The sequence below is a fragment of the Vagococcus changpingensis genome (genome assembly GCF_058211775.1).
Window position 1 is genome coordinate 584,244 of record NZ_JBYVZB010000001.1, and the last position, 21,685, is coordinate 605,928.

19 protein-coding genes are annotated in these 21,685 nt (G+C 34.2%); 1 reads left to right on the forward strand and 18 read right to left on the reverse strand.

The genetic code is table 11. The features are described from left to right. Positions 1 to 113 precede the first annotated feature (113 nt). Positions 114 to 1,328 carry an FtsW/RodA/SpoVE family cell cycle protein gene (locus tag AC37UB_RS02915; protein ID WP_490685309.1) on the forward strand — a complete coding sequence of 405 codons (1,215 nt, stop codon included), beginning with the start codon at positions 114 to 116 and terminating at the stop codon, positions 1,326 to 1,328. Between the two features lie 21 nt (positions 1,329 to 1,349). On the opposite strand, the gene AC37UB_RS02920 is transcribed toward AC37UB_RS02915, so the two are convergent. The 18 genes from AC37UB_RS02920 to AC37UB_RS03005 form a co-directional block, all read right to left on the reverse strand. Next, the gene (locus tag AC37UB_RS02920; RefSeq protein WP_490685310.1) at positions 1,350 to 2,795 is read right to left on the reverse strand and encodes an amidase family protein; all 1,446 of its coding nucleotides are present in this window, start codon (positions 2,793 to 2,795) and stop codon (positions 1,350 to 1,352) included. 165 nt (positions 2,796 to 2,960) lie between these two features. Next, on the reverse strand, positions 2,961 to 4,394 hold the full coding sequence (gene ffh, locus AC37UB_RS02925; protein WP_117972928.1) for a signal recognition particle protein: 1,434 nt from the start codon (positions 4,392 to 4,394) through the stop codon (positions 2,961 to 2,963). 12 nt (positions 4,395 to 4,406) lie between these two features. Beyond that, positions 4,407 to 4,748, reverse strand: coding sequence for a putative DNA-binding protein (locus tag AC37UB_RS02930; protein WP_117972929.1), 342 nt, complete (start codon positions 4,746 to 4,748; stop codon positions 4,407 to 4,409). 151 nt (positions 4,749 to 4,899) lie between these two features. Beyond that, positions 4,900 to 5,832, reverse strand: coding sequence for a DNA-binding protein WhiA (gene whiA / locus AC37UB_RS02935; RefSeq protein WP_117972930.1), 933 nt, complete (start codon positions 5,830 to 5,832; stop codon positions 4,900 to 4,902). Positions 5,833 to 5,850: 18 nt separating this feature from the next. Then, positions 5,851 to 6,843, reverse strand: a complete 993-nt coding sequence (locus AC37UB_RS02940; protein WP_241699101.1) for a gluconeogenesis morphogenetic factor MgfK — start codon at positions 6,841 to 6,843, stop codon at positions 5,851 to 5,853. Further along, complete coding sequence (rapZ, locus tag AC37UB_RS02945; RefSeq protein WP_490685311.1) at positions 6,840 to 7,736, reverse strand: RNase adapter RapZ; 897 nt, start codon at positions 7,734 to 7,736, stop codon at positions 6,840 to 6,842. Before rapZ ends, AC37UB_RS02940 begins: the two co-directional genes overlap by 4 nt. Positions 7,737 to 7,850: 114 nt before the next feature. Next, on the reverse strand, positions 7,851 to 8,738 hold the full coding sequence (gene ftsX / locus AC37UB_RS02950; protein WP_117972933.1) for a permease-like cell division protein FtsX: 888 nt from the start codon (positions 8,736 to 8,738) through the stop codon (positions 7,851 to 7,853). Beyond that, positions 8,731 to 9,417 carry a cell division ATP-binding protein FtsE gene (ftsE, locus tag AC37UB_RS02955; protein ID WP_117972934.1) on the reverse strand — a complete coding sequence of 229 codons (687 nt, stop codon included), beginning with the start codon at positions 9,415 to 9,417 and terminating at the stop codon, positions 8,731 to 8,733. The genes ftsX and ftsE overlap by 8 nt, the downstream gene beginning before the upstream one ends. Before the next feature lie 133 nt (positions 9,418 to 9,550). Next, a protein-coding gene (gene prfB, locus AC37UB_RS02960; protein WP_117972935.1) for a peptide chain release factor 2 occupies positions 9,551 to 10,646 on the reverse strand; the annotation gives its coding sequence in 2 pieces (ribosomal slippage) (positions 9,551 to 10,573 and positions 10,575 to 10,646; 1,095 coding nt in all). Positions 10,647 to 10,710: 64 nt separating this feature from the next. Beyond that, positions 10,711 to 13,239 carry a preprotein translocase subunit SecA gene (gene secA / locus AC37UB_RS02965; RefSeq protein WP_241699103.1) on the reverse strand — a complete coding sequence of 843 codons (2,529 nt, stop codon included), beginning with the start codon at positions 13,237 to 13,239 and terminating at the stop codon, positions 10,711 to 10,713. A gap of 240 nt (positions 13,240 to 13,479) precedes the next feature. Further along, positions 13,480 to 13,890, reverse strand: coding sequence for an ankyrin repeat domain-containing protein (locus AC37UB_RS02970; protein ID WP_347247401.1), 411 nt, complete (start codon positions 13,888 to 13,890; stop codon positions 13,480 to 13,482). A gap of 85 nt (positions 13,891 to 13,975) precedes the next feature. Continuing rightward, a complete protein-coding gene (gene citG, locus AC37UB_RS02975) occupies positions 13,976 to 15,376 on the reverse strand; it encodes a triphosphoribosyl-dephospho-CoA synthase CitG (protein WP_490685312.1) in 1,401 nt (466 codons plus the stop codon). A gap of 12 nt (positions 15,377 to 15,388) precedes the next feature. Next, positions 15,389 to 16,924 carry a citrate lyase subunit alpha gene (gene citF, locus AC37UB_RS02980; RefSeq protein WP_117972938.1) on the reverse strand — a complete coding sequence of 512 codons (1,536 nt, stop codon included), beginning with the start codon at positions 16,922 to 16,924 and terminating at the stop codon, positions 15,389 to 15,391. Continuing rightward, complete coding sequence (citE, locus tag AC37UB_RS02985) at positions 16,925 to 17,815, reverse strand: citrate (pro-3S)-lyase subunit beta (RefSeq protein WP_117972939.1); 891 nt, start codon at positions 17,813 to 17,815, stop codon at positions 16,925 to 16,927. Then, complete coding sequence (gene citD / locus AC37UB_RS02990) at positions 17,815 to 18,111, reverse strand: citrate lyase acyl carrier protein (protein ID WP_117972940.1); 297 nt, start codon at positions 18,109 to 18,111, stop codon at positions 17,815 to 17,817. Before citD ends, citE begins: the two co-directional genes overlap by 1 nt. Before the next feature lie 17 nt (positions 18,112 to 18,128). Then, on the reverse strand, positions 18,129 to 19,169 hold the full coding sequence (gene citC, locus AC37UB_RS02995) for a [citrate (pro-3S)-lyase] ligase (protein ID WP_117972941.1): 1,041 nt from the start codon (positions 19,167 to 19,169) through the stop codon (positions 18,129 to 18,131). Between the two features lie 25 nt (positions 19,170 to 19,194). Continuing rightward, the gene (locus tag AC37UB_RS03000) at positions 19,195 to 20,499 is read right to left on the reverse strand and encodes a 2-hydroxycarboxylate transporter family protein (RefSeq protein WP_117972942.1); all 1,305 of its coding nucleotides are present in this window, start codon (positions 20,497 to 20,499) and stop codon (positions 19,195 to 19,197) included. A gap of 20 nt (positions 20,500 to 20,519) precedes the next feature. Continuing rightward, positions 20,520 to 21,656, reverse strand: coding sequence for an NAD(P)-dependent malic enzyme (locus AC37UB_RS03005; protein ID WP_117972943.1), 1,137 nt, complete (start codon positions 21,654 to 21,656; stop codon positions 20,520 to 20,522). Positions 21,657 to 21,685: the final 29 nt, after the last annotated feature.

The following is a 21,685-nucleotide window of genomic DNA, read 5'->3' on the forward strand; positions in this document are numbered from 1 at the left end:
CCTATTCCTTATAAAATTATTATTTTTTGTTAAATCATCTTTTTTTAGCCTTATTTTTTGTTATACTAGTCTAGTATATATAAAAATGTATTCGTAATAAAGGGGATTTCTCCATGAGAAAAAAATTACAATTTATAGATTTTAAAATTTTGATTCCATATATTGTACTAAATATTATTGGTATCATCATGATTTTTAGTGCTAGCTCTTATAAACTCAACCAGCAAGGAAAAAGTATTTTTTCTATTGCAACCAAGCAAGGGATTTTCTTTGTGATTTCGCTAATTTTAATTGCTGTTATTTATAAAACAAAATTAAAGGTTTATCAAACAGATCTTTTTCAAAAAATTATGCTTGGTCTTACATATATTTTACTCGTTGCCACCAGTGTCTTGGGTCTTGGAAAGACAATAAGTGGGGCACAAAGGTGGATTTCTATTGGTAGTTTTAGTTTTCAACCATCAGAATTTGTTATGATTTCAACTATTCTCTATTGTGCGTTTATTTTTTCAAAACGACAGGAAACCATCAATCAAGATTTTTTCAAATCTGTTATGGTCCCGACTGCCATCGTTGGTGGGATGATTTTATTAGTGTTAATTCAACCAAATGTTGGCGGTGCAGCCATTATTTTCTTCTTATTTTCTGTATTAATTCTCTCAAGTGGGATTCCTGCGGGGTATACCTTTCTAAGTTTTGGCGGGCTTGTCGTGTTTATTGGACTAGTTTGGCAAATTGTTATGTTCAATGGGGGGATGCTAATACCTGAGCGTTTTTCCCATGTATATAAACGCTTTTCTGTAATGAGTAATCCGTTCGAGGATAAGTTAAACAATGGTTTCCAATTAGTAAACTCATATTTTGCGATTTACAATGGTGGGTGGTTTGGTAAAGGGTTAGGAAAAAGTATTCAGAAAAAAGGGTTCTTACCAGTTGCTGAAACGGACTTTATTTTTTCTATCACCATGGAAGAACTCGGATTAATCGCCAGTATTATTATTTTAATGATTCTTTTCTATCTAATTCTAAGAATTTTATCCATTGGGATTCGTTCAACTAATGCCTTTAACTCTTTGGCTTGTATTGGAATTAGCACAGCAATTTTACTTCAATCATTTGTTAATCTAGGTGGGATTTTAAGTATTATGCCAATGACTGGTGTGCCATTTCCTTTCATGAGTTACGGAGGATCTAACTTAATGACATTATCCATATTAGTTGGTATTGCTCTTAATATTAGCGCCGATGAAAAACGTCATCAACTATATGAAGGACACGCTTTAGAAATACAACCTTACAAACAAATAAACATGACTAATGAGATTTAATTCCCTCTTAGTCATGTTTATTTAATGATTATAATACATTGGCAAAACAAATTGCTGATGGTATTCGAATAATTCTGCCACATCAAGGAGTAGTTTATCGTTTCCTTTAGCAGCCATAAATTGAACGCCAATTGGTAACCCATTTTCTGCTACATAGATTGGTAAATTAATCGCAGGTTGACCTGTTAAATTAGCTAACTGCGTGTAGGGTGTCATGTGCAAGCTTTTTTCAAAAATCGCATACACTAATTCTGCTAATTCATTTTTAGTCAATTCATGTGCCATCCTCATTGATTGTCGAATTTGATTACTTTGTAAATCTTCTATTATTTTAGGAGCTGTTGTTGTAGCAGATGGTGATAAAAACAAATCATATTCCTCAAATAATTCTTCCATAACTTGTGTAGCTTTATCCCATGCGTAAAAACTTTGAACATAATCTGAGGCAGATAATGTTTCGCCATACTGATATAACGTCCATGTCATTTGTTCCATATCTTCAATAGATAATTCTCGTTGCAAATGTGTTTTGAATGAAGTCATCATGGCAGATGTTTCTCCGCCATTCATTGTATAATAACTTCGAATTAACTCATCTCCATTAACCGGATAGGGAATTTCAACCACATCATGTCCTTCACTCACTAAAAATTTAATAGCTTTCTCAACTGATTGTTTGGCTGCATGTGAGACCTTATTGCCAACTGGTGAGTCATTGCAAACAGCTATTTTTAGTGTTTTTTTCTGTTTATAAAAATTTTGTGGGACTAAAAATGGTGAAATTTGTTGTGTCGGTTTTAATATCTCTAGCATCGCTCTTGCATCTCTGACTGAAACGCCCAACACAAAATTAACAGAAGCACCTTGCCAAGCACGCCACTCATCAGGCCCTGTCACTATATTCCCCCGACTTGGTTTTAGTCCTAATAATCCAGAAAAACTCGCTGGAATTCTAATAGAACCACCACCATCACTTGCGCCTGCTAATGGGATAACACCTGAAGCTATGGCTGAAGCAGCACCACCACTACTACCCCCTGCATGATAATCTTTATTCCAAGCATTTTTTGTTACGCCATAGATTAAAGGATCTGTCACATTTTTAAATCCAAATTCTGGTGCATTGGTTTTACCAAATGGAATGAATCCAGCTTCTTCTATCTGTTTCACGTAATTATCCGTTGATGACGATTGATTACCAGTCATTAACTTAGCTCCAGCAGTATTAAGCCATCCTTTTTTTTGTTGACCAATATTTTTTAATGGAAAAGGTACCCCATAAAATGGGCTTTCTTGATTAGACGTTTTTAAAGACTGTAATAGTTGATGATAGCTTTCTTCATCGAATCCAACGAAACAATTTAATTCACTATGTTTGATAACTTTACTATATGTTTCATTTAATAATTCTTCTACTGATATGTGTTTTTGTTTAATTTCATTTGCCCAAAAGGTCGCATCTTTCATCCGATAAAACTCCTTTTATTTAATAAGATACATAAAGTCTAACTATCTTGTGGCGTTTTTACTATAAAATAAGGTTAAATTATGTTAATTAAACGATTTAATCAATAATAAGAATAAAAAAAAGACAACATTGTTTTATAAAAAAAGAAGGCTCATAGCCTCCTCTTATTTTTTCTTTTTCTTTTTGTTTTTATTTTTCATTTTCTTTTTATTTTTCTTAATCATTCTATTCATAGCCATCTTACCTAATTTACCTTGTACACCACTACCCATCATATTTTCAAGTCCAGCTGGCATGTTTCCTTTAGACATTTGTTGCATCATTTTACGAGATTCATTGAATTGTTTAATCATACGGTTGACTTCAACAACTGAATTACCTGAACCTGCTGCAATACGCCTTCTACGACTTGGATTTAACAATTCTGGATTTTCTCGTTCCTCAGGTGTCATTGAGAAGACAATCGCTTTTTTACGAGCCACATCTTTTGGATCAACTTGTAATTGGTCAAGACCAGGCATGTTATTCATTCCTGGAATCATCTTGATCAAATCTTCTAATGGCCCCATGCCCATTACTTGATCAAGTTGTTCGATAAAATCATTAAAATCAAAATTATTTTCACGCATTTTTTGCGCTAATTCTTCTGCTTTTTCTTCGTCATATTCTTTTTGTGCTTTTTCAATTAAGGTTAACATGTCTCCCATACCAAGAATCCGACTAGACATTCTATCAGGATGGAATACTTCAATATCAGTTAATTTTTCACCAGTACCAATGAATTTGATTGGTTTTCCAGTAATCGCACGAATAGAAAGGGCTGCCCCACCACGAGTATCACCATCAAGTTTTGTTAACACAACTCCCGTCACATCTAGTTGTTCATCAAAACTTTGAGCTACTGTCACCGCATCTTGACCTGTCATCGCATCAACTGTTAGTAGAATATCATTAGGTTGAGCAAAATCTTTAATACGTTTTAACTCATCCATTAAGGTTTCGTCGATATGCAAACGACCTGCCGTATCAATAAACACATAATCATTTTTATTTGCTTTAGCTTGTTCTAACCCCTGGCGAACAATTTCAACTGGATCAACATCTGTTCCCATATCAAAAACTGGAATATCTAGTTGTTGACCAATGACTTTCAATTGATCCACCGCAGCAGGACGATACACGTCGGCTGCAATCAATAAGGGTCTAGCTTTCTCATTTTGTTTTAAAAAGTTAGATATCTTACCTGTAAAGGTTGTTTTACCAGCCCCTTGTAAACCGACCATCATGACAATTGTCGGTATCTTAGGTGATTTATTTAACCCAACTGCCTCAGAACCTAATACTTTAGTTAGTTCCTCATCCACTACTTTAACAATTTGTTGGGTTGGATTTAACGATTCCAGAATTTCAACACCGACTGCGCGTTCTCCAACACTTTTGACAAAGCCACGAACGACTTGTAAGTTAACGTCGGCTTCAAGTAAGGCTAGACGAATCTCACGCATCATGTCCTTTACGTCTTCTTCTTTTACCGTCCCTTTTTTCTTTAATTTACTCATCGCTACTTGTAAGCGATCTGTTAAACTTTCAAAAGCCATATTTTTAAACCCCTACTCTTCTTCTATTTCTTGAATTTTATCTAATAAATCATAAATCATTTCTGTTTCTGGATAAGATTCTTTTAGCAATGATTTGATTTCATCAATCATCTCTTGTCGTACCACATAATTTGAATACAAATGTAGTTTTTTTTCATAAGTTTCTAGTAATTTTTCAGTACGTTTTATATTATCATACACAGCTTGACGACTCACATCATATTCCTCAGCTATTTCACCTAAAGAAAAGTCATCTGCATAATAAAGTTCAATATAATTCATTTGTTTTTCTGTTAAAAGAGTTGAATAAAATTCAAATAAAGCATTCATTCGATTTGTTTTTTCAATTTCCATTTTTTCCCTCCTTTAACTTAACTATCTTGGTTATAATTACTTTCACATTATATCATACTTGTATCAAGATATTTAGAGGAAAAATACATAAAAACCTTACCAGCTAAACAAACAACTCTTTTTAACAGATAAGGTAAATAGTTAACATTTTTTACTTTATTTGAGCTAAATTATTAGCAAATTCATTAATTTTTCGGATGCGATGATTAATACCTGATTTTGTTATTGGACCAGAAGGGATCATTTCCCCTAGCTCTTTTAAACTAATTTCTGGATTTTCCAGACGTATTTCTGCGACTTCCCTCAATTTTTCAGGTAATTGCTCCAATCCAACGGTTGCTTTGATTAAACGGATATTCTCAATTTGACGTTTTGCAGCATCTGCCGTTTTATTCATATTGGCATTTTCACAATTCATTAGTCGGTTAACTGAATTACGTAAATCTCGTACAATTCGAACATCTTCAAATTTTAACATAGCATTTGTCGCCCCAACTAACACTAAAAAATCGGCAATTTCTTCTGCACCTTTGAGATAAGTGATAAATCCTGTACGCCTTTCAACCACTCGTCCGTTTAATCCATAAAATTTTAACATGTCACATAGATCAACGCACTGATCTTCATACATTGAATAAATTTCTAAGTGATAACGACTTGTCTCAGGATTATTAACTGAACCACCTGCTAGAAATGCCCCTCGTAAATAAGAACGCATTTTTTGTTCGTTCCCCATGATACTATCTGAAACATGGGGATTAAACATCGCACCATCCATGATTTCTAAATCATTTAATATTTCTTTTGTTCCTTGTTTCAAACGAACGATATAAACATTATTTTTTTTTAATTTCATTTTTCGTCGCACTAACAACTCACTATTTACTTCATAATGATCTTTTAATAGTGTATAGATACGTCTAGCTATTGCAGCATTCTCAGTTTGAACATTTAATACAAATTGTCTATTAGCTAATGTTACAGACCCGTTCATTCGAATTAAAGCTGCCAATTCAGCCTTTGCATGTTCTTTATGAACTTCCAAAGTAGTCAGTTCTTTTTTAACATCCGATGCAAAAGACACTCTAAGCACCCCATTCTTTTAATATTTTACTCCAAAAACCAAACGAAACAGCTCTTCAACTACTTTGGTTCGATCATGGAAAACTCCACCATTTTTTAACTCTAAAAAGTCGGTCGATATCACACGACATCCTTCATCACGTAAGCCTTGAAAATCGTGTTTAACTTGTAATAAATACTCATCATAAACAGCTGGATCAATGTAATTTTCAGGTACTGACTCTGTATTGACCAATACGGTATCAATAAATTGTTTACCTAAATGATGATGCAATACCCGTACATGATCGGCATCAGAAAAATACTCAGTCTCGCCTTTTTGTGTCATAATGTTACAAATATATACTACTTCAGCCTCTGATTTACAAACCGCTTCACCTAGCTCTTTAATCATCAAATTAGGTAAAATACTAGTAAATAAACTACCAGGTCCTAACACAATCATATCTGCATCGCGAATACTTGAAATAACCTTTCTAGCAGGCTTGACTGGTGTGCCATCTATTGAGTTAGTGACATAAACGTAATCAATTTTCTTTCGTTCTTTGGCAATAGTACTTTCACCTGTTGCCTCTGTTCCATCAACAAATTTAGCATGTAATGTCATGGATTGCTCGCTTGCTGGATAAATATGTCCATCCACATGCATAAACTTACTTAATAACTGGATTGCTTCATAAGTACTATTTTTCATTTCAGACATTGCTGCAATAATCAAATTACCAATCGTATGATTAGCTAAGAAGTTATCTTCTTTTTTAAAACGATATTGAAAAATATCTTCATACATTTGTGGCATATCAGATAACGCCACTAAAACATTTCTTAAATCTCCTGGAGGACTCATATTAATACTCTGACGAAGAAGCCCACTACTCCCACCATCATCTGCTACTGTTACAATCGCTGTAATATCAGCACTTTGATCTCTCAAACCATGTAATATGACTGGTAAGCCTGTTCCGCCACCAATCACAACAATTTTAGGCTTCCTTATACGATATGTTTTCATGAACGATTAACTGATTCCTTACGTTTCATCATATCTCTGTGGGTAATATTTGTTTTATAGTCTTCAGAGATTTTTTTTCCTAATCTCTCAGTCAATGCTACTGAACGATGTTGTCCTCCAGTACAACCAATCGCGATAGTCAAACTCATTTTTCCTTCTTTTATATAGCCTGGTAAAATATCTAAAATCAACTCTTCATATTTCTGATAGAACGATTCCGTCATTTCAGAGTTCACAACATAATCATATACTGGCTTGTCTTTTCCATTTAATGGACGCAATTCATCAATATAATGTGGATTAGGTAAAAACCTTACATCCATCACAATATCTGCATCAATTGGTAATCCATATTTAAAACCAAAAGAAACCATTTCGACACGGAAAGTATCTGTATCATGATTTTTAAAATTTTCCATGATTTGTTCTCTTAATTCCCTAGGAGCTAGTTCAGTTGTATCAATCACTAACTGTGCCTCTCCTTTTAATTCTTCAAGCAAAGCTCTTTCTTTCTTAATTCCCTCTGTAACTAGTCCATCCATGGCAAGTGGATGAGCTCGCCTTGTCTCTTTATAACGTGAAACCAATTCTTGATCCGAGGCATCTAAAAACATGACAGTGGTATCCACTAATTTAGTATTTTCTATTTCAATTAGCATACTTTGAATTTCTTCAAAAAATGCACGTGATCTTAAGTCAATAACTAATGCAATTTTAGTGATTTTACCTGACTCTTTAATTAGTTCCCAAAACTTTGGGATTAATGTTGGTGGTAAATTATCAATACAAAAATATCCCATATCTTCAAAACTTTGTACTGCAACTGTCTTACCAGCACCACTCATTCCAGTAATGACGACTAATTGTAAACTATCAATCTGATTTTCAGTCATTTACATCACTCCTTCTCCATACTCTCTGCTCTCAATTATAACATACCTGGTGTATCATCTGTGAAAAAATAGATAAAAAAAAATAAGACAACTGTCTTATTTCTTTTTTATACATTATATTTTTAAGAATCGCCTCATAGACATCACAGAACCTATTGAACCAATCACAACACCTACGACGATGAGTAATGTATTTAATTGCCACATTAAATTACCTGGAGCAATCAAATCATAAGATGCATTAGCAATCATACTCTTTGTAAAAATAACATATACTCTCGGATAAGCAAACGTTACAAGCAAAACAGGTATCACAGATCCCAGTAGACCAATAAATGCTCCTTCTAAGAAGAATGGTCCTTTAATAAAACCATTTTTAGCTCCTACAAGACGCATAATTTGAATCTCACGTTTTCTTGAAATAATCGTGATACGAATTGTGTTAGAAATTAAAAATACTGCTACTCCTAGTAAGAAGACGGCTGCAATGGTCCCCCATAATCTTACATCTTTAGAAATCTTGAATAACTTATCGGAATTTCGTCCACCGTAATCAGCCTTTTGCACACTTGGTAAGTTAGATGCTGCCTTTTGTATATCTGGTATATCCTCTGCGTTAGAAGCTGTTAAAACATAAACATCATACAATGGATTCTCATCTTCACCGAAAAGTTTCCATGTATCCCCCAACTTATCTACTAACTTTTTGTATTCGTTTTGTTTACTAGAAAAAGTAACGTCTTTGACCCCATCAATATCTTTTAACTTTTCACCTAATTCTTTTACTTCCTTTTCAGGTGTTCCAATATCAATGAAAACGGAAACATCCACATTATCTTTTATATCATCTGCAATTTTTGCAACATTTAAAATAACACCTAGAAAAATTCCAACAAGCGTTAATGTCACGGTTACAGCACTAATAGATGCTAAAGTCATCCATCCATTTCTTTTTAAATTCTTCAATGCACTACCTATGTGTCTAAAAAAATTACTAATCATCGTAGCCATAATCCCCCTCGTCTTGGTCTCTTGTGATACGGCCATTTTCAATAGCTAATACGCGATGACGAATTTTATTTACAATTGTGCTATTATGTGTGGCCATAACAACCGTTGTTCCTTGATTATTAATTCGCTCTAATAGCTCCATAATTTCCCATGAATTTTCTGGGTCTAAATTTCCTGTTGGTTCATCTGCGATAAGTACTTTTGGTGTGTTCACGATGGCTCTTGCAATTGCCACACGTTGTTGTTCCCCACCTGATAATTCATCAGGAAAAACACGAACTTTATGTTTTAACCCAACTAAATCAAGTACTTCTAGTACACGACGTTTGATTTCACGTGGTTTTTTTCCGATTACTTGCATGGCATAGGCAACATTTTCATACACTGTTTTATGTGCCAAAAGCTTGTAGTCTTGAAATACAATACCTATTTCACGACGTAAATAAGGAACATTACGATTTTTTATCGTTAATAAATCATATCCACAAACATTTAATGTTCCTTTAGTTGCGGCTTCTTCACGGTACATTAATTTGATGAAAGTTGATTTACCTGCCCCACTTGGGCCAACGACATAAACAAACTCACCTTGATTAATTGTAATGGATAAATTACGAATCGCTGTTGTCCCATTGGAGTATTTCTTTGTTACTTTCTTCATCTCTATCATAAGTTTATCTCTCCAACTTGTTATTGTTATTTTGACTAATATATAATAATCAATCCGAATACAGTATAACATGTCTTCTTTAGGATTTGATTACAAATATATATCAATTACTTATTAACTGTCAAATAAAGTATTACAACTTCCATCTTAAATAAGCGTCAATAAAACCATCTAAGTCTCCATCCATTACTGGTTGAGTATTTCCCACTTCGTAATTTGTTCGATGGTCTTTAACCATCGAGTACGGATGAAACACATAAGATCGTATTTGTGAACCCCAGCCTATTTCTAACTGCTCACCTTTAATCGCAGCTGCTTCTTGTTCTTGTTTTTCAATTTCTAATTGATATAACTTTGCTTTTAACATGCTCATCGCTTGCTCTCTATTTTTTAATTGAGAACGCTGAGCCTGACTAGATACCACAAATCCTGTTGGGATATGGGTGATTCTGACAGCTGAGTCTGTTTTATTAATATGCTGACCACCAGCTCCACTAGCACGGAATGTGTCAACTTTAATATCATCTGGTTTGACTTCAATATTAATATCATTTGTTAACTCTGGCATCACATCAACTGAACAAAAGGATGTATGACGTCTCGAGTTGGAATCAAATGGCGAAATACGAACCAATCGGTGAACGCCTTTTTCAGACTTCAAATAACCATAGGCATTGTATCCTTTGATTAAAAGTGTGACACTTTTAATCCCTGCTTCATCTCCAGCTTGATAATCAACTGTTTCAACTTGAAATCCCTTTGATTCGGCCCATCTAGTATACATTCTAAGAAGCATACTTCCCCAATCTTGTGACTCTGTTCCACCTGCTCCAGGATGAAGTTCTAAAACTGCATTATTTTGATCATACTCACCATTAAGTAGTTGAGCTAATTCATACTCTTCTACAATTTGAATCGTTTTTACTAACTTTTCTTCTAATTCTTTTTGTGACTCTTCATCACCTTCTTCAGCCATTTCCAGTAAGATTTCTAATTCCTCATAAGCTTCCTCAGTTTTTTTAAAAGTATCATATTGCGATTTTAATTGATTCACTTTATCAATCACTATCTGAGCAGCTTCATTATCATCCCAAAAGCCAGGCGTAGCCATTTCGTATTCACCTTCAGCAATTTGTTCTTCTAGCGACTCTAAGTCAAAGAGACCCCCTAAAATTTGTTATTTTTGTTTCGATTTTACCTAATTCATTTTTTATATCGCTAATTTCCATTAATTATCTCCCTTTCTTTAAATAAGGGAAGCGACTCAGTTAAACTAAGTCGCTTCTTGATTTATTATGATGGTTTACCATGACAATTTTTATATTTCTTGCCACTGCCACATGGACATAAATCATTGCGTCCGATTTTTTCGTCAACACGAATCGGTTGTTTTTTCTCATCATTAGATACTTGTCCTTGCTCTAAAGTTGGCTTAACAGCATCACCTTGAGCCACTTGCTCACGTTGAACGTTTTGTCTGATTTCAGATTTCATGAATAAGCGAGTGACTTCATATTCGATCGCACCAACCATATTATTAAACATATCATATCCTTCAGTTTGATAATCAACCAATGGATTATTTTGTCCATAAGCACGTAATCCAATAGATTCTCTTAATTGATCCATCGCATCAATATGGTCTGTCCATTTTGTATCGACTACTCTTAAGATAACCACTTTTTGGAATTCTAATAACTGTTCTTCACTACTTAAAATTTCTGCTTTTTCATTATAGATAGCTTTTGCTTTGTCATAAATGAATGTTTTCATTTCCTCAGGTGTTTTACCTTCAAAATCAGATAAACTAATGGCATCTTCATGCGTAATAGCTGAACCAACAAAGTCTACTAATCCTTCAAGGTTCCAATCTTTTTTCTCACCTTGAGTATGTCCATCAACATAGCGATCCACAGTTCTCTCAACCATTCCTAATAAAACAGGCTCTAAATCAATATCTGACATGATTACTTCACGACGTTGTTTATAGATAACTTCACGTTGTTCACGCATCACATCATCATATTGTAAGACATTTTTACGTGTATCATAGTTATTTCCTTCGACACGTTTTTGGGCCGATTCAACTTGTCTAGATAACATTTTACTTTGAATGACAGCATCTTCTTCTTCTAACTTCATTCGATCTAAGAACATTTTGATTCTTTCAGAACCAAAACGTTTCATTAAATCATCCTCAAGAGATAGATAGAATTGTGACATACCTGGATCTCCTTGACGACCCGCACGTCCACGTAACTGATTATCAATACGGCGAGACTCATGACGTTCAGTCCCGATAACAGCTAATCCACCGACTTCACGTACACCAGCGCCTAAACGAATATCTGTACCACGACCAGCCATATTTGTTGCAATCGTCACAGCACCTTTTTGTCCAGCATTCATGATAATTTCTGCTTCTTTAAAGTGATTTTTCGCATTTAAAATTTGATGCGGTACTTTTGCCTTATTCAGTAAATCAGATAATAACTCTGAGGTTTCAACGGCAACTGTCCCCACTAATACTGGTTGGCCCTTTTCATGACGCTCTTTAATATCTTTCACTACTGCATGGAACTTACTTGATAGTGTTGGGTATAATAAATCCGCACGATCATCACGAATGATTGGTTTGTTTGTCGGAATTTGAATAACTTGCATGTTATAAATTTCTCTAAACTCTTCTTCTTCTGTTTTCGCTGTACCAGTCATACCAGATAATTTTTTATACATACGGAAATAGTTCTGGAATGTAATATTTGCCATTGTTTTTGTTTCATCTTCAATGTCTACGCCTTCTTTGGCTTCAATCGCTTGATGAAGACCATCTGAATAACGTCGACCATCCATGATACGACCAGTAAATTGATCAACGATTAATACTTTACCTTCTTGAACGACATAGTCAATATCACGTAACATAATATAGTTAGCACGTAATGATTGATCCACATAATGTGTTAAAGACGTATTTTCAATATCATAAAGGTTGTCAACATCAAAATATTTTTCAGCTTTCGTAATACCTTGTTCAGTCAAGCTAATTGTCTTTGACTGAACATCAATTTTATAATCTTCTTCTTCCGTTAATGTTTTGATAAAATTATCAACTCTTGTATAGTAAGCAGTTGATTTTTCAGCTTGACCAGAAATAATCAATGGTGTTCTAGCTTCATCGATTAAAATTGAATCGACCTCATCCACTACAGCAAAATTTAATGGACGTTGAACCATTTGTTCTTTATAGACAACCATGTTATCTCTTAAATAATCAAATCCTAATTCATTATTTGTTGAATAAGTAATATCACATGAGTAAGCTAAACGTTTTTCATCCGAAGATTTTGAATTAATATTTAATCCAACTGTTAGACCCAAAAAGTTATATAACTCACCCATCTCACTTGCATCACGCGTTGATAAGTACTCATTGACGGTTACAACGTGTACCCCTTCACCTGATAACGCATTTAGATAAACCGGCATAGTAGCAGTCAAGGTTTTACCTTCACCAGTTTTCATCTCTGGAATGCCACCTTCATGTAGTACGATTCCACCCATCATTTGCACTTTATATGGAAATAATCCCAGAACGCGTTTAGCTGCTTCTCTCACAACTGCAAATGCTTCAAAAAGTAAATCATCTAATGTTTCACCTTTAGCATAACGTGCTTTAAATTCCTCAGTTTTTTGTTTTAATTCTTCATCTGATAACTCTGACATTTGTGGTGCTAGTTTATCAATTTTATCAGCCATATGCCCTAAGCGTTTTAAATCTTTTTTATCATTTTCGATTAATTGTTTTAAAAAATTAGCCATGAAATTTTTCCTACCCTCTCATCCTTATTATCCTAGAAGTATTGATATCTTACATCATAAGGTCATCTTATACATTCTATCATTTGTTTATGAAAAATAAAACTCTTTAAGAAAAAAAAGGGACGATTAAGGGATATTTCCTATTAGAGATTCTAACTCTAGTACAAAAAGGATGTGAAAAGTTAAGTTTTACCTAACTGTCACGCCTCTTATGTTAATCCCCCATATAATTGGTAGTTACTACGCTGATTGCTTAGCATAATCTTCAGCTGTACGACCTGAATAATCCCTTAGAGATTTAGTCACTCCAACTTTTAGTAATTCAGCCGCAATATCTTGATAAACTTTTGAACCATCTCTTAAAGCAACAGCTTCTATTAAGGCAGTATAGCCAGAATTATTTTGATGATTAATCTCTACCTTTCCATCTTCAATTAATAATTTAACAGTTTCTAAATGCCCTTTTTCAGCAGCTGGATAACAGCATTTCCGCCAAATCGGATTATAACTCTCTTGATTTAGAGTACTATTTTCTAAAATATACGCTAAAATCTCTGTTTTACCTTGAATGTTATCTTGTTTATTAACATCCGCTTCTACATCAACTAACAGTTTTGCTATTTCAACTTGATGATGATGTGTTGCTGTAATTAAGTGTCTTAACCACGTTAAGCCTTATCATCATAATTAATGTCATCTGAAAATAAAAAAGACTACCTATTTTATAGGTAGTCTTTTAAGGTAATTGTTCGATAAAATAAAGACATAACGTCATAATTAATAAATCAGCCGTTCCACCAATGCTTAAATTTCTTTCTTTATACTCACAAATCATATCAAGATATAATTGTCTCCCTAGATTTGACTTTACTCCACCAGCAGCTAGAATATCCGTTGCGCTTTGTCTTGCTTCATCCAATATTTCTACAGTACCTGCCCGTTTTATAAGATTAGTATCTTTAGAATGTTTTAATAAAAACAATAACGTATCAATCATTCGATCATTAATATCGCCCGTTGTTTGATTAACCAAATATGGTAGTGAGTGATTAAATACGATTGAATAACCGCTGCTTGCTTCTCCACGAATGCCTGAAATACCGTAATCTAAAAATAATTTTTCTCCAATTGTCAAATCTTTCGGGTCTTTATTTTCCAATCCATCAAAATCAGCCATCAAATACCTTAACATCTCTTTTATGATTTCTTGAATATCAATTAAATCTAAATTACCAGATTGAGCAAAGGAATATCCTAAAGCAGTTATTAATACACCTAAAGAAAAAATGGCACCTTTATGCGTATTTACTTGTTGAGTCGCTTCATTCATAGACTTTTCTGCTTCTATCCCGATTGGACGTATTTTATTAAATAAACCACTTAATGGTTGATCTTTAGAATAATAAAATCCTTCTTCAAAAAAAGAATCAAAAAATGGAGTTAATACACAACTACTATTTATAAAAGTATAAATAGTCATGTCTTCATGAGCCCCAGAATCAATCGCATCTACCAAGCCAGGCTTCGGGGTACACGTCACTTCATATAATAATGCTTTTTGGGCACATTGAGATACTGCTTTTTTAGTATCAGAAAGATAATAATCAGTGTATAGCGTCACTAACTCACGTTGAATTTCTTTTAGAGTATGTTGTTTACTTCTAGCACAAACCTTAGCTTCATTTTGACAAACAAAACACTTTCTGGGGGAGAGGCTTAAGGATTGTCTAGAAATATCCTGAATGTTGCTACCAACTGTAACATAAACATCCAAATCAATCATAGAGCTTAACGAAAAATTATTTTCTAACTTAATACATAATTTTTTTGCATCAATGCCACTCATTTCGATAACAAAGTACCCTTCTGGCCCGGTTGGTAGATCACGATAGGTTTCCGCAAGTAACGTTACACTACTTGCTAATAAATAGTGTTGAAGCATATTACTCGCGGAGTGAAATACCTTATTAATAGCATCATTGGCTTTAATTGGTCCGGGTATGTTCATCTTTAAAGAAATTAATGTACTTTTAGGGTGACGCGCTAATAATTTTTGTTGTAAAGCTACACGTTTTTCTCGATTATCTAACGCATCTATTAAAGATATTTCTTGTCCTTTTTCAAATACATTTTTCATTAAGAGTCACACCTATTCTTTTATTTGTTTTACAACATCAATTAGTGTTCCATCACGATATTCAACTAGTGCTACAACACGATCAGTAAATTCTAAATTTTCAGGAATACCGACAATTTTTTCAGCACGTTGTTGTAGTTCTTCAATTGTAAAGACTGGAACTTTAGAATTGGCAAAAATTTCTTTTAAATCTTCACGTTTAGGATTAATAGCAATCCCTACCTCAGTAACTAAAATATCAATGCTATCTCCTGGGGTAATCACCGTTGTTACATCGTTTACAACTGTTGGTATTCTGCCACGAACAAGTGGTGCTGTAATAATTGTTAATTTAGCGTTAGCCGCATCTTGATGACCACCAATTGCTCCTCTTAACACACCATCAGAGCCTGTCATAACATTTACGTTAAATTTTGTATCAATTTCTAGTGCAGATAAAATCACAATATCTAATTGATTGACTACCGCACCTTTATTAAAGGGATCAGCATAAAATGATGCATCAATTTCTTGTTGATTTTCATACTCTGCCATCCCTAAAGCAGCACCTTTATCAAAATCTTGCACATCCAACACTTTTTCAATAAATCCTTCACTTAATAAGTCAACTGTTGGTTTAGTGATACCACCTAAAGCAAAAGAAGCTTTTATATTTTCTTTTTCCATACTTTCTTTTAAGTAACGACTAACAGCTAAAGCCGCACCACCAGTACCTGTTTGGAAAGAAAAGCCATTTTTAAAATAAGGTGATTGTGTAATCACATCATTAGTGAGTTGAGCAATTTTTAATTCCTTAGGATCTTTAGTGAAACGTGTCGCACCAGCCCCAATTTTTTCAGGATTACCAATTTCATCAACCTCCACCACATAGTCAACTTGTGTTTGTGGAATACTGATTGGTGTACATGGATATGGCACTAATGTATCCGTAATCAAGACCACGTTATCCGCATATTTTGCATCGACCATCGCATAACCTAGAGAACCAAAGACTGCTTTTCCATGAATCGCGTTTGCATTTCCGTATTCATCTGCATTTGGTACACCTAAAAAGGCGACATCTATTTTTATTTCACCTTGTTCGACTGCTCTTGCACGACCACCATGTGAACGTAAGATAACTGGATTATCCAATCCACCATGAGAAATAAACTCTCCTAACGATCCACGCATACCACTAGAAGTGATATGTGTAATAACACCTGATTTTATACACTCAACAACCATGTCATTCATTACATTAGTTAAAGAACTAGGCGCTAGAGTTAAGTCTTTAAATCCCATTTCTTTAATAACGGACATCACTTGATTGAAGACGTAATCACCTTCTCTAAAATGATGATGAAATGAAATAGTCATGCCATTTTCTAATCCAACTTTTTCAATGACGTCTTTAATACTATGAACTAATTTTGTATCTTTTTGAGAAACCACTTTGACAGTTGGGGCTTTATAATCAATGTTTTGATGATCAATTACGGTTGTTTCAAAAACAGAATAATCTGTTAAAAATTCATCTGGTATGTCACGGTTCACTTTGTTTTTCATTTAAAACTCTCCTTCATCCAAAAGTCCTGATGCTTTTGCTAGCATAATGACACGTTCAGCACGTTCAACAATTGGTTTATCAATCATTTTACCGTTTAACGAGATAACACCAGACCCTTTTTTCTTCGCTTCTTCAATCGCATAAACCACGTCTTTAGCATGTTTAATTTCTTTTTCAGTCGGTTGATACACACTGTTTACAATAGGAATTTGTCTTGGGTTAATAACTGATTTGCCATCAAAGCCTAATTGATGAATCAATCTCACTTCATTTAATAACCCTTCTTCATTATTAACATCAGAGTACACAGTATCAAACGCGGCAATGCCAGCCGCTCTTGCTGCATGTAAAATCATACTACGAGCAAAAAATAACTCTTTTCCATCTGGATAACGTCTGGTTTTCATATTTGTCACATAATCTTCTGCCCCAATTGCGATACCAATTAGACGATTGCTTGCAACAGCAATAGCCGGTGCATTCAATACCCCTTTAGCTCCTTCAATTGCTGCCATCATTTTAGTTGTTCCCACTGGAATGCCAAAAAAGTTTTCTGCTTCTTCAATGACGTTTTCTACTTCAACAATATCTTCTACGGTTTCTGTTTTAGGAAGTCTAATAACATCTACTCCGGCTTTCACTACAGCAAAAATATCTGCTCGACCAAATTCTGAATGTAAATCATTGATACGAACTACTAATTCAGTATCACCATAATCGACTGTTTGTAACGCTTCAAACACAAGTAATCTTGCAACATCCTTTTCTGTCATAGATACAGCATCTTCTAAGTCAAACATAATCGAATCGGCTCCATAAATCCCGGCATCTTTAATCATGCTAGGATTATTTCCTGGCACAAACATCATTGTTCTTCTTAATCTTTCCATTAGATTAGCGCCTCCCAATTTAGCTCATGATCTTTTTCAATAGCACGTTGAATGGCTGCTTCTGTGCGTGCTTTAATGGTACAATCCAACGCTCCTTTATCAACTGCTTTAACTGTCGCATTTTTTATACCATATTTGTCAAATGTTTCTAAAATAACAGTTTTAATTTGTTTACCAAATTGTTCAATAACTTGACTTTCTAAATCAAGTTCAATGCCATTTTCACCAGTTGATACCATAATTTGAATATCACTAGATTCAAGTGTTCCAGCAATTGCTGTTTTTTTAATATCCATAATTCTCTTCCTTTTCTTTAATTATTATCCAACCGTTTCTGTAATTCGGTTAAATGTTCGCTAATAAAACGATATGTTGTTATGGGGACCAGTTGTCTAATTAACTCTAAGTCTCCAAATCGAATACACTCTCTAACTTTTGTTGCCGAGATAACTTGATGATGATCAATCGCTTTTCTTGGAATAATCTCTACTTCTATTTCTGGTGGCAAATAAGTTAGTAACGCGTTATTATAGCGCTTAGTTATATCAGATAATGGCTCTTCTCCTAAAAATCGTTTGGTAATATGTAAAGTTTTCGCGATATATTCCTTAAACAATAAGGCATCTAACTGTGTTTGATAAGAAATTACCTCTTCTTGATTTTTTAAAAAATAAGAAGGAAAAGTAGCTAAACTAACCATATATTCTCCGCCTTGACATACAATAACGCGTTTCAAGTGTTCAACCCCCTGACACACCAACTGATATCTTTCTTCTGATGTAAACAGCGACTGATTTGCACTTACGACAAAAACATAAACATAGTCACTCTTCTTCAGTGCTTCTTCTACCAGATAAAGATGTCCCTTAGTAAATGGATTGGCATTCATCACTATTGCTGAAATCGTATAATCGCCCTTTACCAAAGGTAGTTGTGATAAAAAGATATTAATCGATTGATCTCCTTTTTCTAAGAAAACTCCATATTCAGTCGTCATGATGTTAGAAAAACCTAAATATTGAAAAGATTTAGCATAATCTAATTTTGTAAAAACCAATACATGAAACACCCCTTGACTAGCTAATACGTTAATAGCATGAGAAACCAACATATTAAACAACTTTCCATTTTCACGATACCTTTCATCAATGACTAAATATTTCAATACATTTGATGCAATAGAAATTGTCGCAATTAATCCTTGATTATCATAAATTCCAAAAGTCTGATCAAGAAGTAAAACATCTTTATCTGTAATAGAAAAGATATCATGGTGATATAACAGACTTTCCCACTGTTGACGTGTCTTTTTATCTTTTAAAAATAGAGTCGTAATTTTTAATGCATCACTCATGATAATCTCTCCTTATACTAACTATCTAAACGAATAAACTCATTAAAAATATGGCGGCTGTTACCATCATAGCCCCACCTAAACGTACTGAAACTTGAGCAAATGGCATCAATTCCATACGATCACCTGCTGCTAAAATAGCTAAAGCTCCTGTACCACCTTGTCCACTACAACAAGAAACAGCAATGGCTGTATCAACAGGATACATACCTAACGCTTTTCCAACAAAGTAAGCAGTTAATACGATTGAAAGAACTGTGGCAAAAATGGTAATTAACATAGGAACATGTGTAAAGACTTTAACTAAAGAACCCCAAGGAGTCATTGCAACCCCAACACCAAATAGTAGTGGAGGAGTAATGCCTTTAACAGTAAGAGAGTAAAGTGAATGCCCACCATTTTCAATATCCTTTGGAATCCATCCTAACATTTTAGCAACCATAACAGCGACTAATAATACAATTGGAGCAGGTAAATGAATCACATGATTAACCCAAACACCTAATAGATATAATGTAATAGCAAGAACACCTGTGACTAACATTTTTTCAATATCAACGTCGACTTTTCCACCTTTTAAGTTATCTAAGTGTTCATCATCACCATCAATCAATTGTCCATTACCAGTTAATTCTGGACGTTTTTCACCAAGTTTTTTTAATAATCCAGCAAAAATAACCGCCACTAAACTACCTAACATGACACATGGTAAAATTGAAGCAAAAATATCTGCTTGTTGTGTTGCAATAAGTCCTGCGTATCCAATTGATAAAGGTAATGCTCCCTCACCAACTCCACCAGCCATGATTGGTGCTACTACAAAGAAAAATGCTTCAAACGCTGATAAACCTAGTAACATACCAACTCCTGTTCCAACCAATGCACCAACAATATCACAAATAATCAAGATTAAAATAATTCTAGAACTAGCCTTTAATAATGTCTTACGATTCATTGAACAAATACTACCGACGATTAATAAAGCGATAAAGAAAGATAAAAAGTTATTATTTTTCATAAATGCTGTTACTGTTTCGACAGAAGATTCAGGAAGCCAAGATTTATATACTAAAAAGGATGGCAAGAACGTTACAACTAATACTTTCCCCCCTAATGAGTTTAAAATAGGGATATGCTTTCCAACTTCTTCTAAGATAAAAGAAAATAATGTCATCACACCAATGGCACCCATCATGTCATTTGGCATAATTTTATTCACTGTTAGTAATAAATAAACGACAACTAAAATAAGGTAGATTGGTAATGGGATAAATCCAATTTTTAATTTTGTCACTTTTTCAAAAAAAGGTTGTTGTTGTTTTTCTTCCATTTTTTATTCCTCTTCTCTTTTTAATTAAAAAAATTAACGACAGCTCGTTTAATGGCTGGAACAACTCTTGTTTCAAATACATTTGGAATAAAATAATCCTCAGTTGGATTTTCTACTAAATCAGCTAATGTCTTAGCAACGTGTAATTGTAACTGTTCGTCAACAGATTTAGCTTTCGCTTCTAAAAGTCCTGCAAATAACCCAGGAAAGGCTAATACATTATTCACTTGATTAGGGTAGTCTGAACTTCCAGTCGCAACTAGTTTCGCTCCTCCTTCCTTGGCTTCTTCAGGAGTCACCTCTGGAACAGGGTTAGCTAATGCAAAAATAATCGGATTATCATTCATCGTACGAATCATCTCTTTTGTTAAGAGGTTCCCCGTTGATAACCCAATAAACACATCTTGATCCACAATTGCCTCTGATAAATCACCAGATTCTCTTTTGTTAAATAATGATAATAAATGCTTCTGATAAGGGTTCAATTGAGCTGATGATTTTGTTAAGATGCCTTCTTTATCCACTAATGTCACATGAGTCACGCCAGCTGCTGCAAGTAACTTAGCTGTTGCAACACCTGATGCCCCAACACCATTTAACACAATCTTTAAATCAGATAATTTTCGGTGACTGGCTTTTGCCGCGTTAATCAGTCCAGCTAATACAACAATGGCTGTTCCTTCTTGATCATCATGATAGACAGGTATATCTAATAGCTCCTTTAACTTGTCTTCTATTTCAAAACATCTTGGAGCTTGAATATCTTCTAAATGTATTCCCGCAAAACTATGAGACATATTTTTAATTGTTTCAACAAATACATCAATTTCTACCTGATCAATTGCCATTGGAATAGCATCAACATTAGCAAACGTTTTATATAAAAGAGATTTACCTTCAACAATGGGCAATCCAGCTTGTGGCCCAACATTTCCAAGACCTAATACAGCAGAACCATCAGAAATGACTGCAACCAACTTTCCACTGATTGTGTATTCTCTAGCCAATTCATTGTGTTTTTCAATGAGTTTACTCAGTTCAGCCACACCTGGCGTATAAGCCTTAGCTAAATCTATGCCGTTTTTTACAGGTAATTCTGATTGTACACTTAAAACACCAATATGTTCATGATGCAATTCTAGAATTTCATTATTCAAAATTCTCAGCTCCTTTTTATATTTTTATA

What these genes read in the sequence shown, in the direction of transcription:
- AC37UB_RS02915 (WP_490685309.1), top strand. Translation starts at nt 114, where the DNA reads ATGAGAAAAAAATTACAATTTATAGATTTTAAAATTTTGATTCCATAT.
- AC37UB_RS02920 (WP_490685310.1), bottom strand. Translation starts at nt 2,795, where the DNA reads ATGAAAGATGCGACCTTTTGGGCAAATGAAATTAAACAAAAACACATA.
- ffh (WP_117972928.1), bottom strand. Translation starts at nt 4,394, where the DNA reads ATGGCTTTTGAAAGTTTAACAGATCGCTTACAAGTAGCGATGAGTAAA.
- AC37UB_RS02930 (WP_117972929.1), bottom strand. Translation starts at nt 4,748, where the DNA reads ATGGAAATTGAAAAAACAAATCGAATGAATGCTTTATTTGAATTTTAT.
- AC37UB_RS02940 (WP_241699101.1), bottom strand. Translation starts at nt 6,843, where the DNA reads ATGAAAACATATCGTATAAGGAAGCCTAAAATTGTTGTGATTGGTGGC.
- rapZ (WP_490685311.1), bottom strand. Translation starts at nt 7,736, where the DNA reads ATGACTGAAAATCAGATTGATAGTTTACAATTAGTCGTCATTACTGGA.
- ftsX (WP_117972933.1), bottom strand. Translation starts at nt 8,738, where the DNA reads ATGATTAGTAATTTTTTTAGACACATAGGTAGTGCATTGAAGAATTTA.
- ftsE (WP_117972934.1), bottom strand. Translation starts at nt 9,417, where the DNA reads ATGATAGAGATGAAGAAAGTAACAAAGAAATACTCCAATGGGACAACA.
- secA (WP_241699103.1), bottom strand. Translation starts at nt 13,239, where the DNA reads ATGGCTAATTTTTTAAAACAATTAATCGAAAATGATAAAAAAGATTTA.
- citG (WP_490685312.1), bottom strand. Translation starts at nt 15,376, where the DNA reads ATGAAAAATGTATTTGAAAAAGGACAAGAAATATCTTTAATAGATGCG.
- citF (WP_117972938.1), bottom strand. Translation starts at nt 16,924, where the DNA reads ATGAAAAACAAAGTGAACCGTGACATACCAGATGAATTTTTAACAGAT.
- citE (WP_117972939.1), bottom strand. Translation starts at nt 17,815, where the DNA reads ATGGAAAGATTAAGAAGAACAATGATGTTTGTGCCAGGAAATAATCCT.
- citD (WP_117972940.1), bottom strand. Translation starts at nt 18,111, where the DNA reads ATGGATATTAAAAAAACAGCAATTGCTGGAACACTTGAATCTAGTGAT.
- citC (WP_117972941.1), bottom strand. Translation starts at nt 19,169, where the DNA reads ATGAGTGATGCATTAAAAATTACGACTCTATTTTTAAAAGATAAAAAG.
- AC37UB_RS03000 (WP_117972942.1), bottom strand. Translation starts at nt 20,499, where the DNA reads ATGGAAGAAAAACAACAACAACCTTTTTTTGAAAAAGTGACAAAATTA.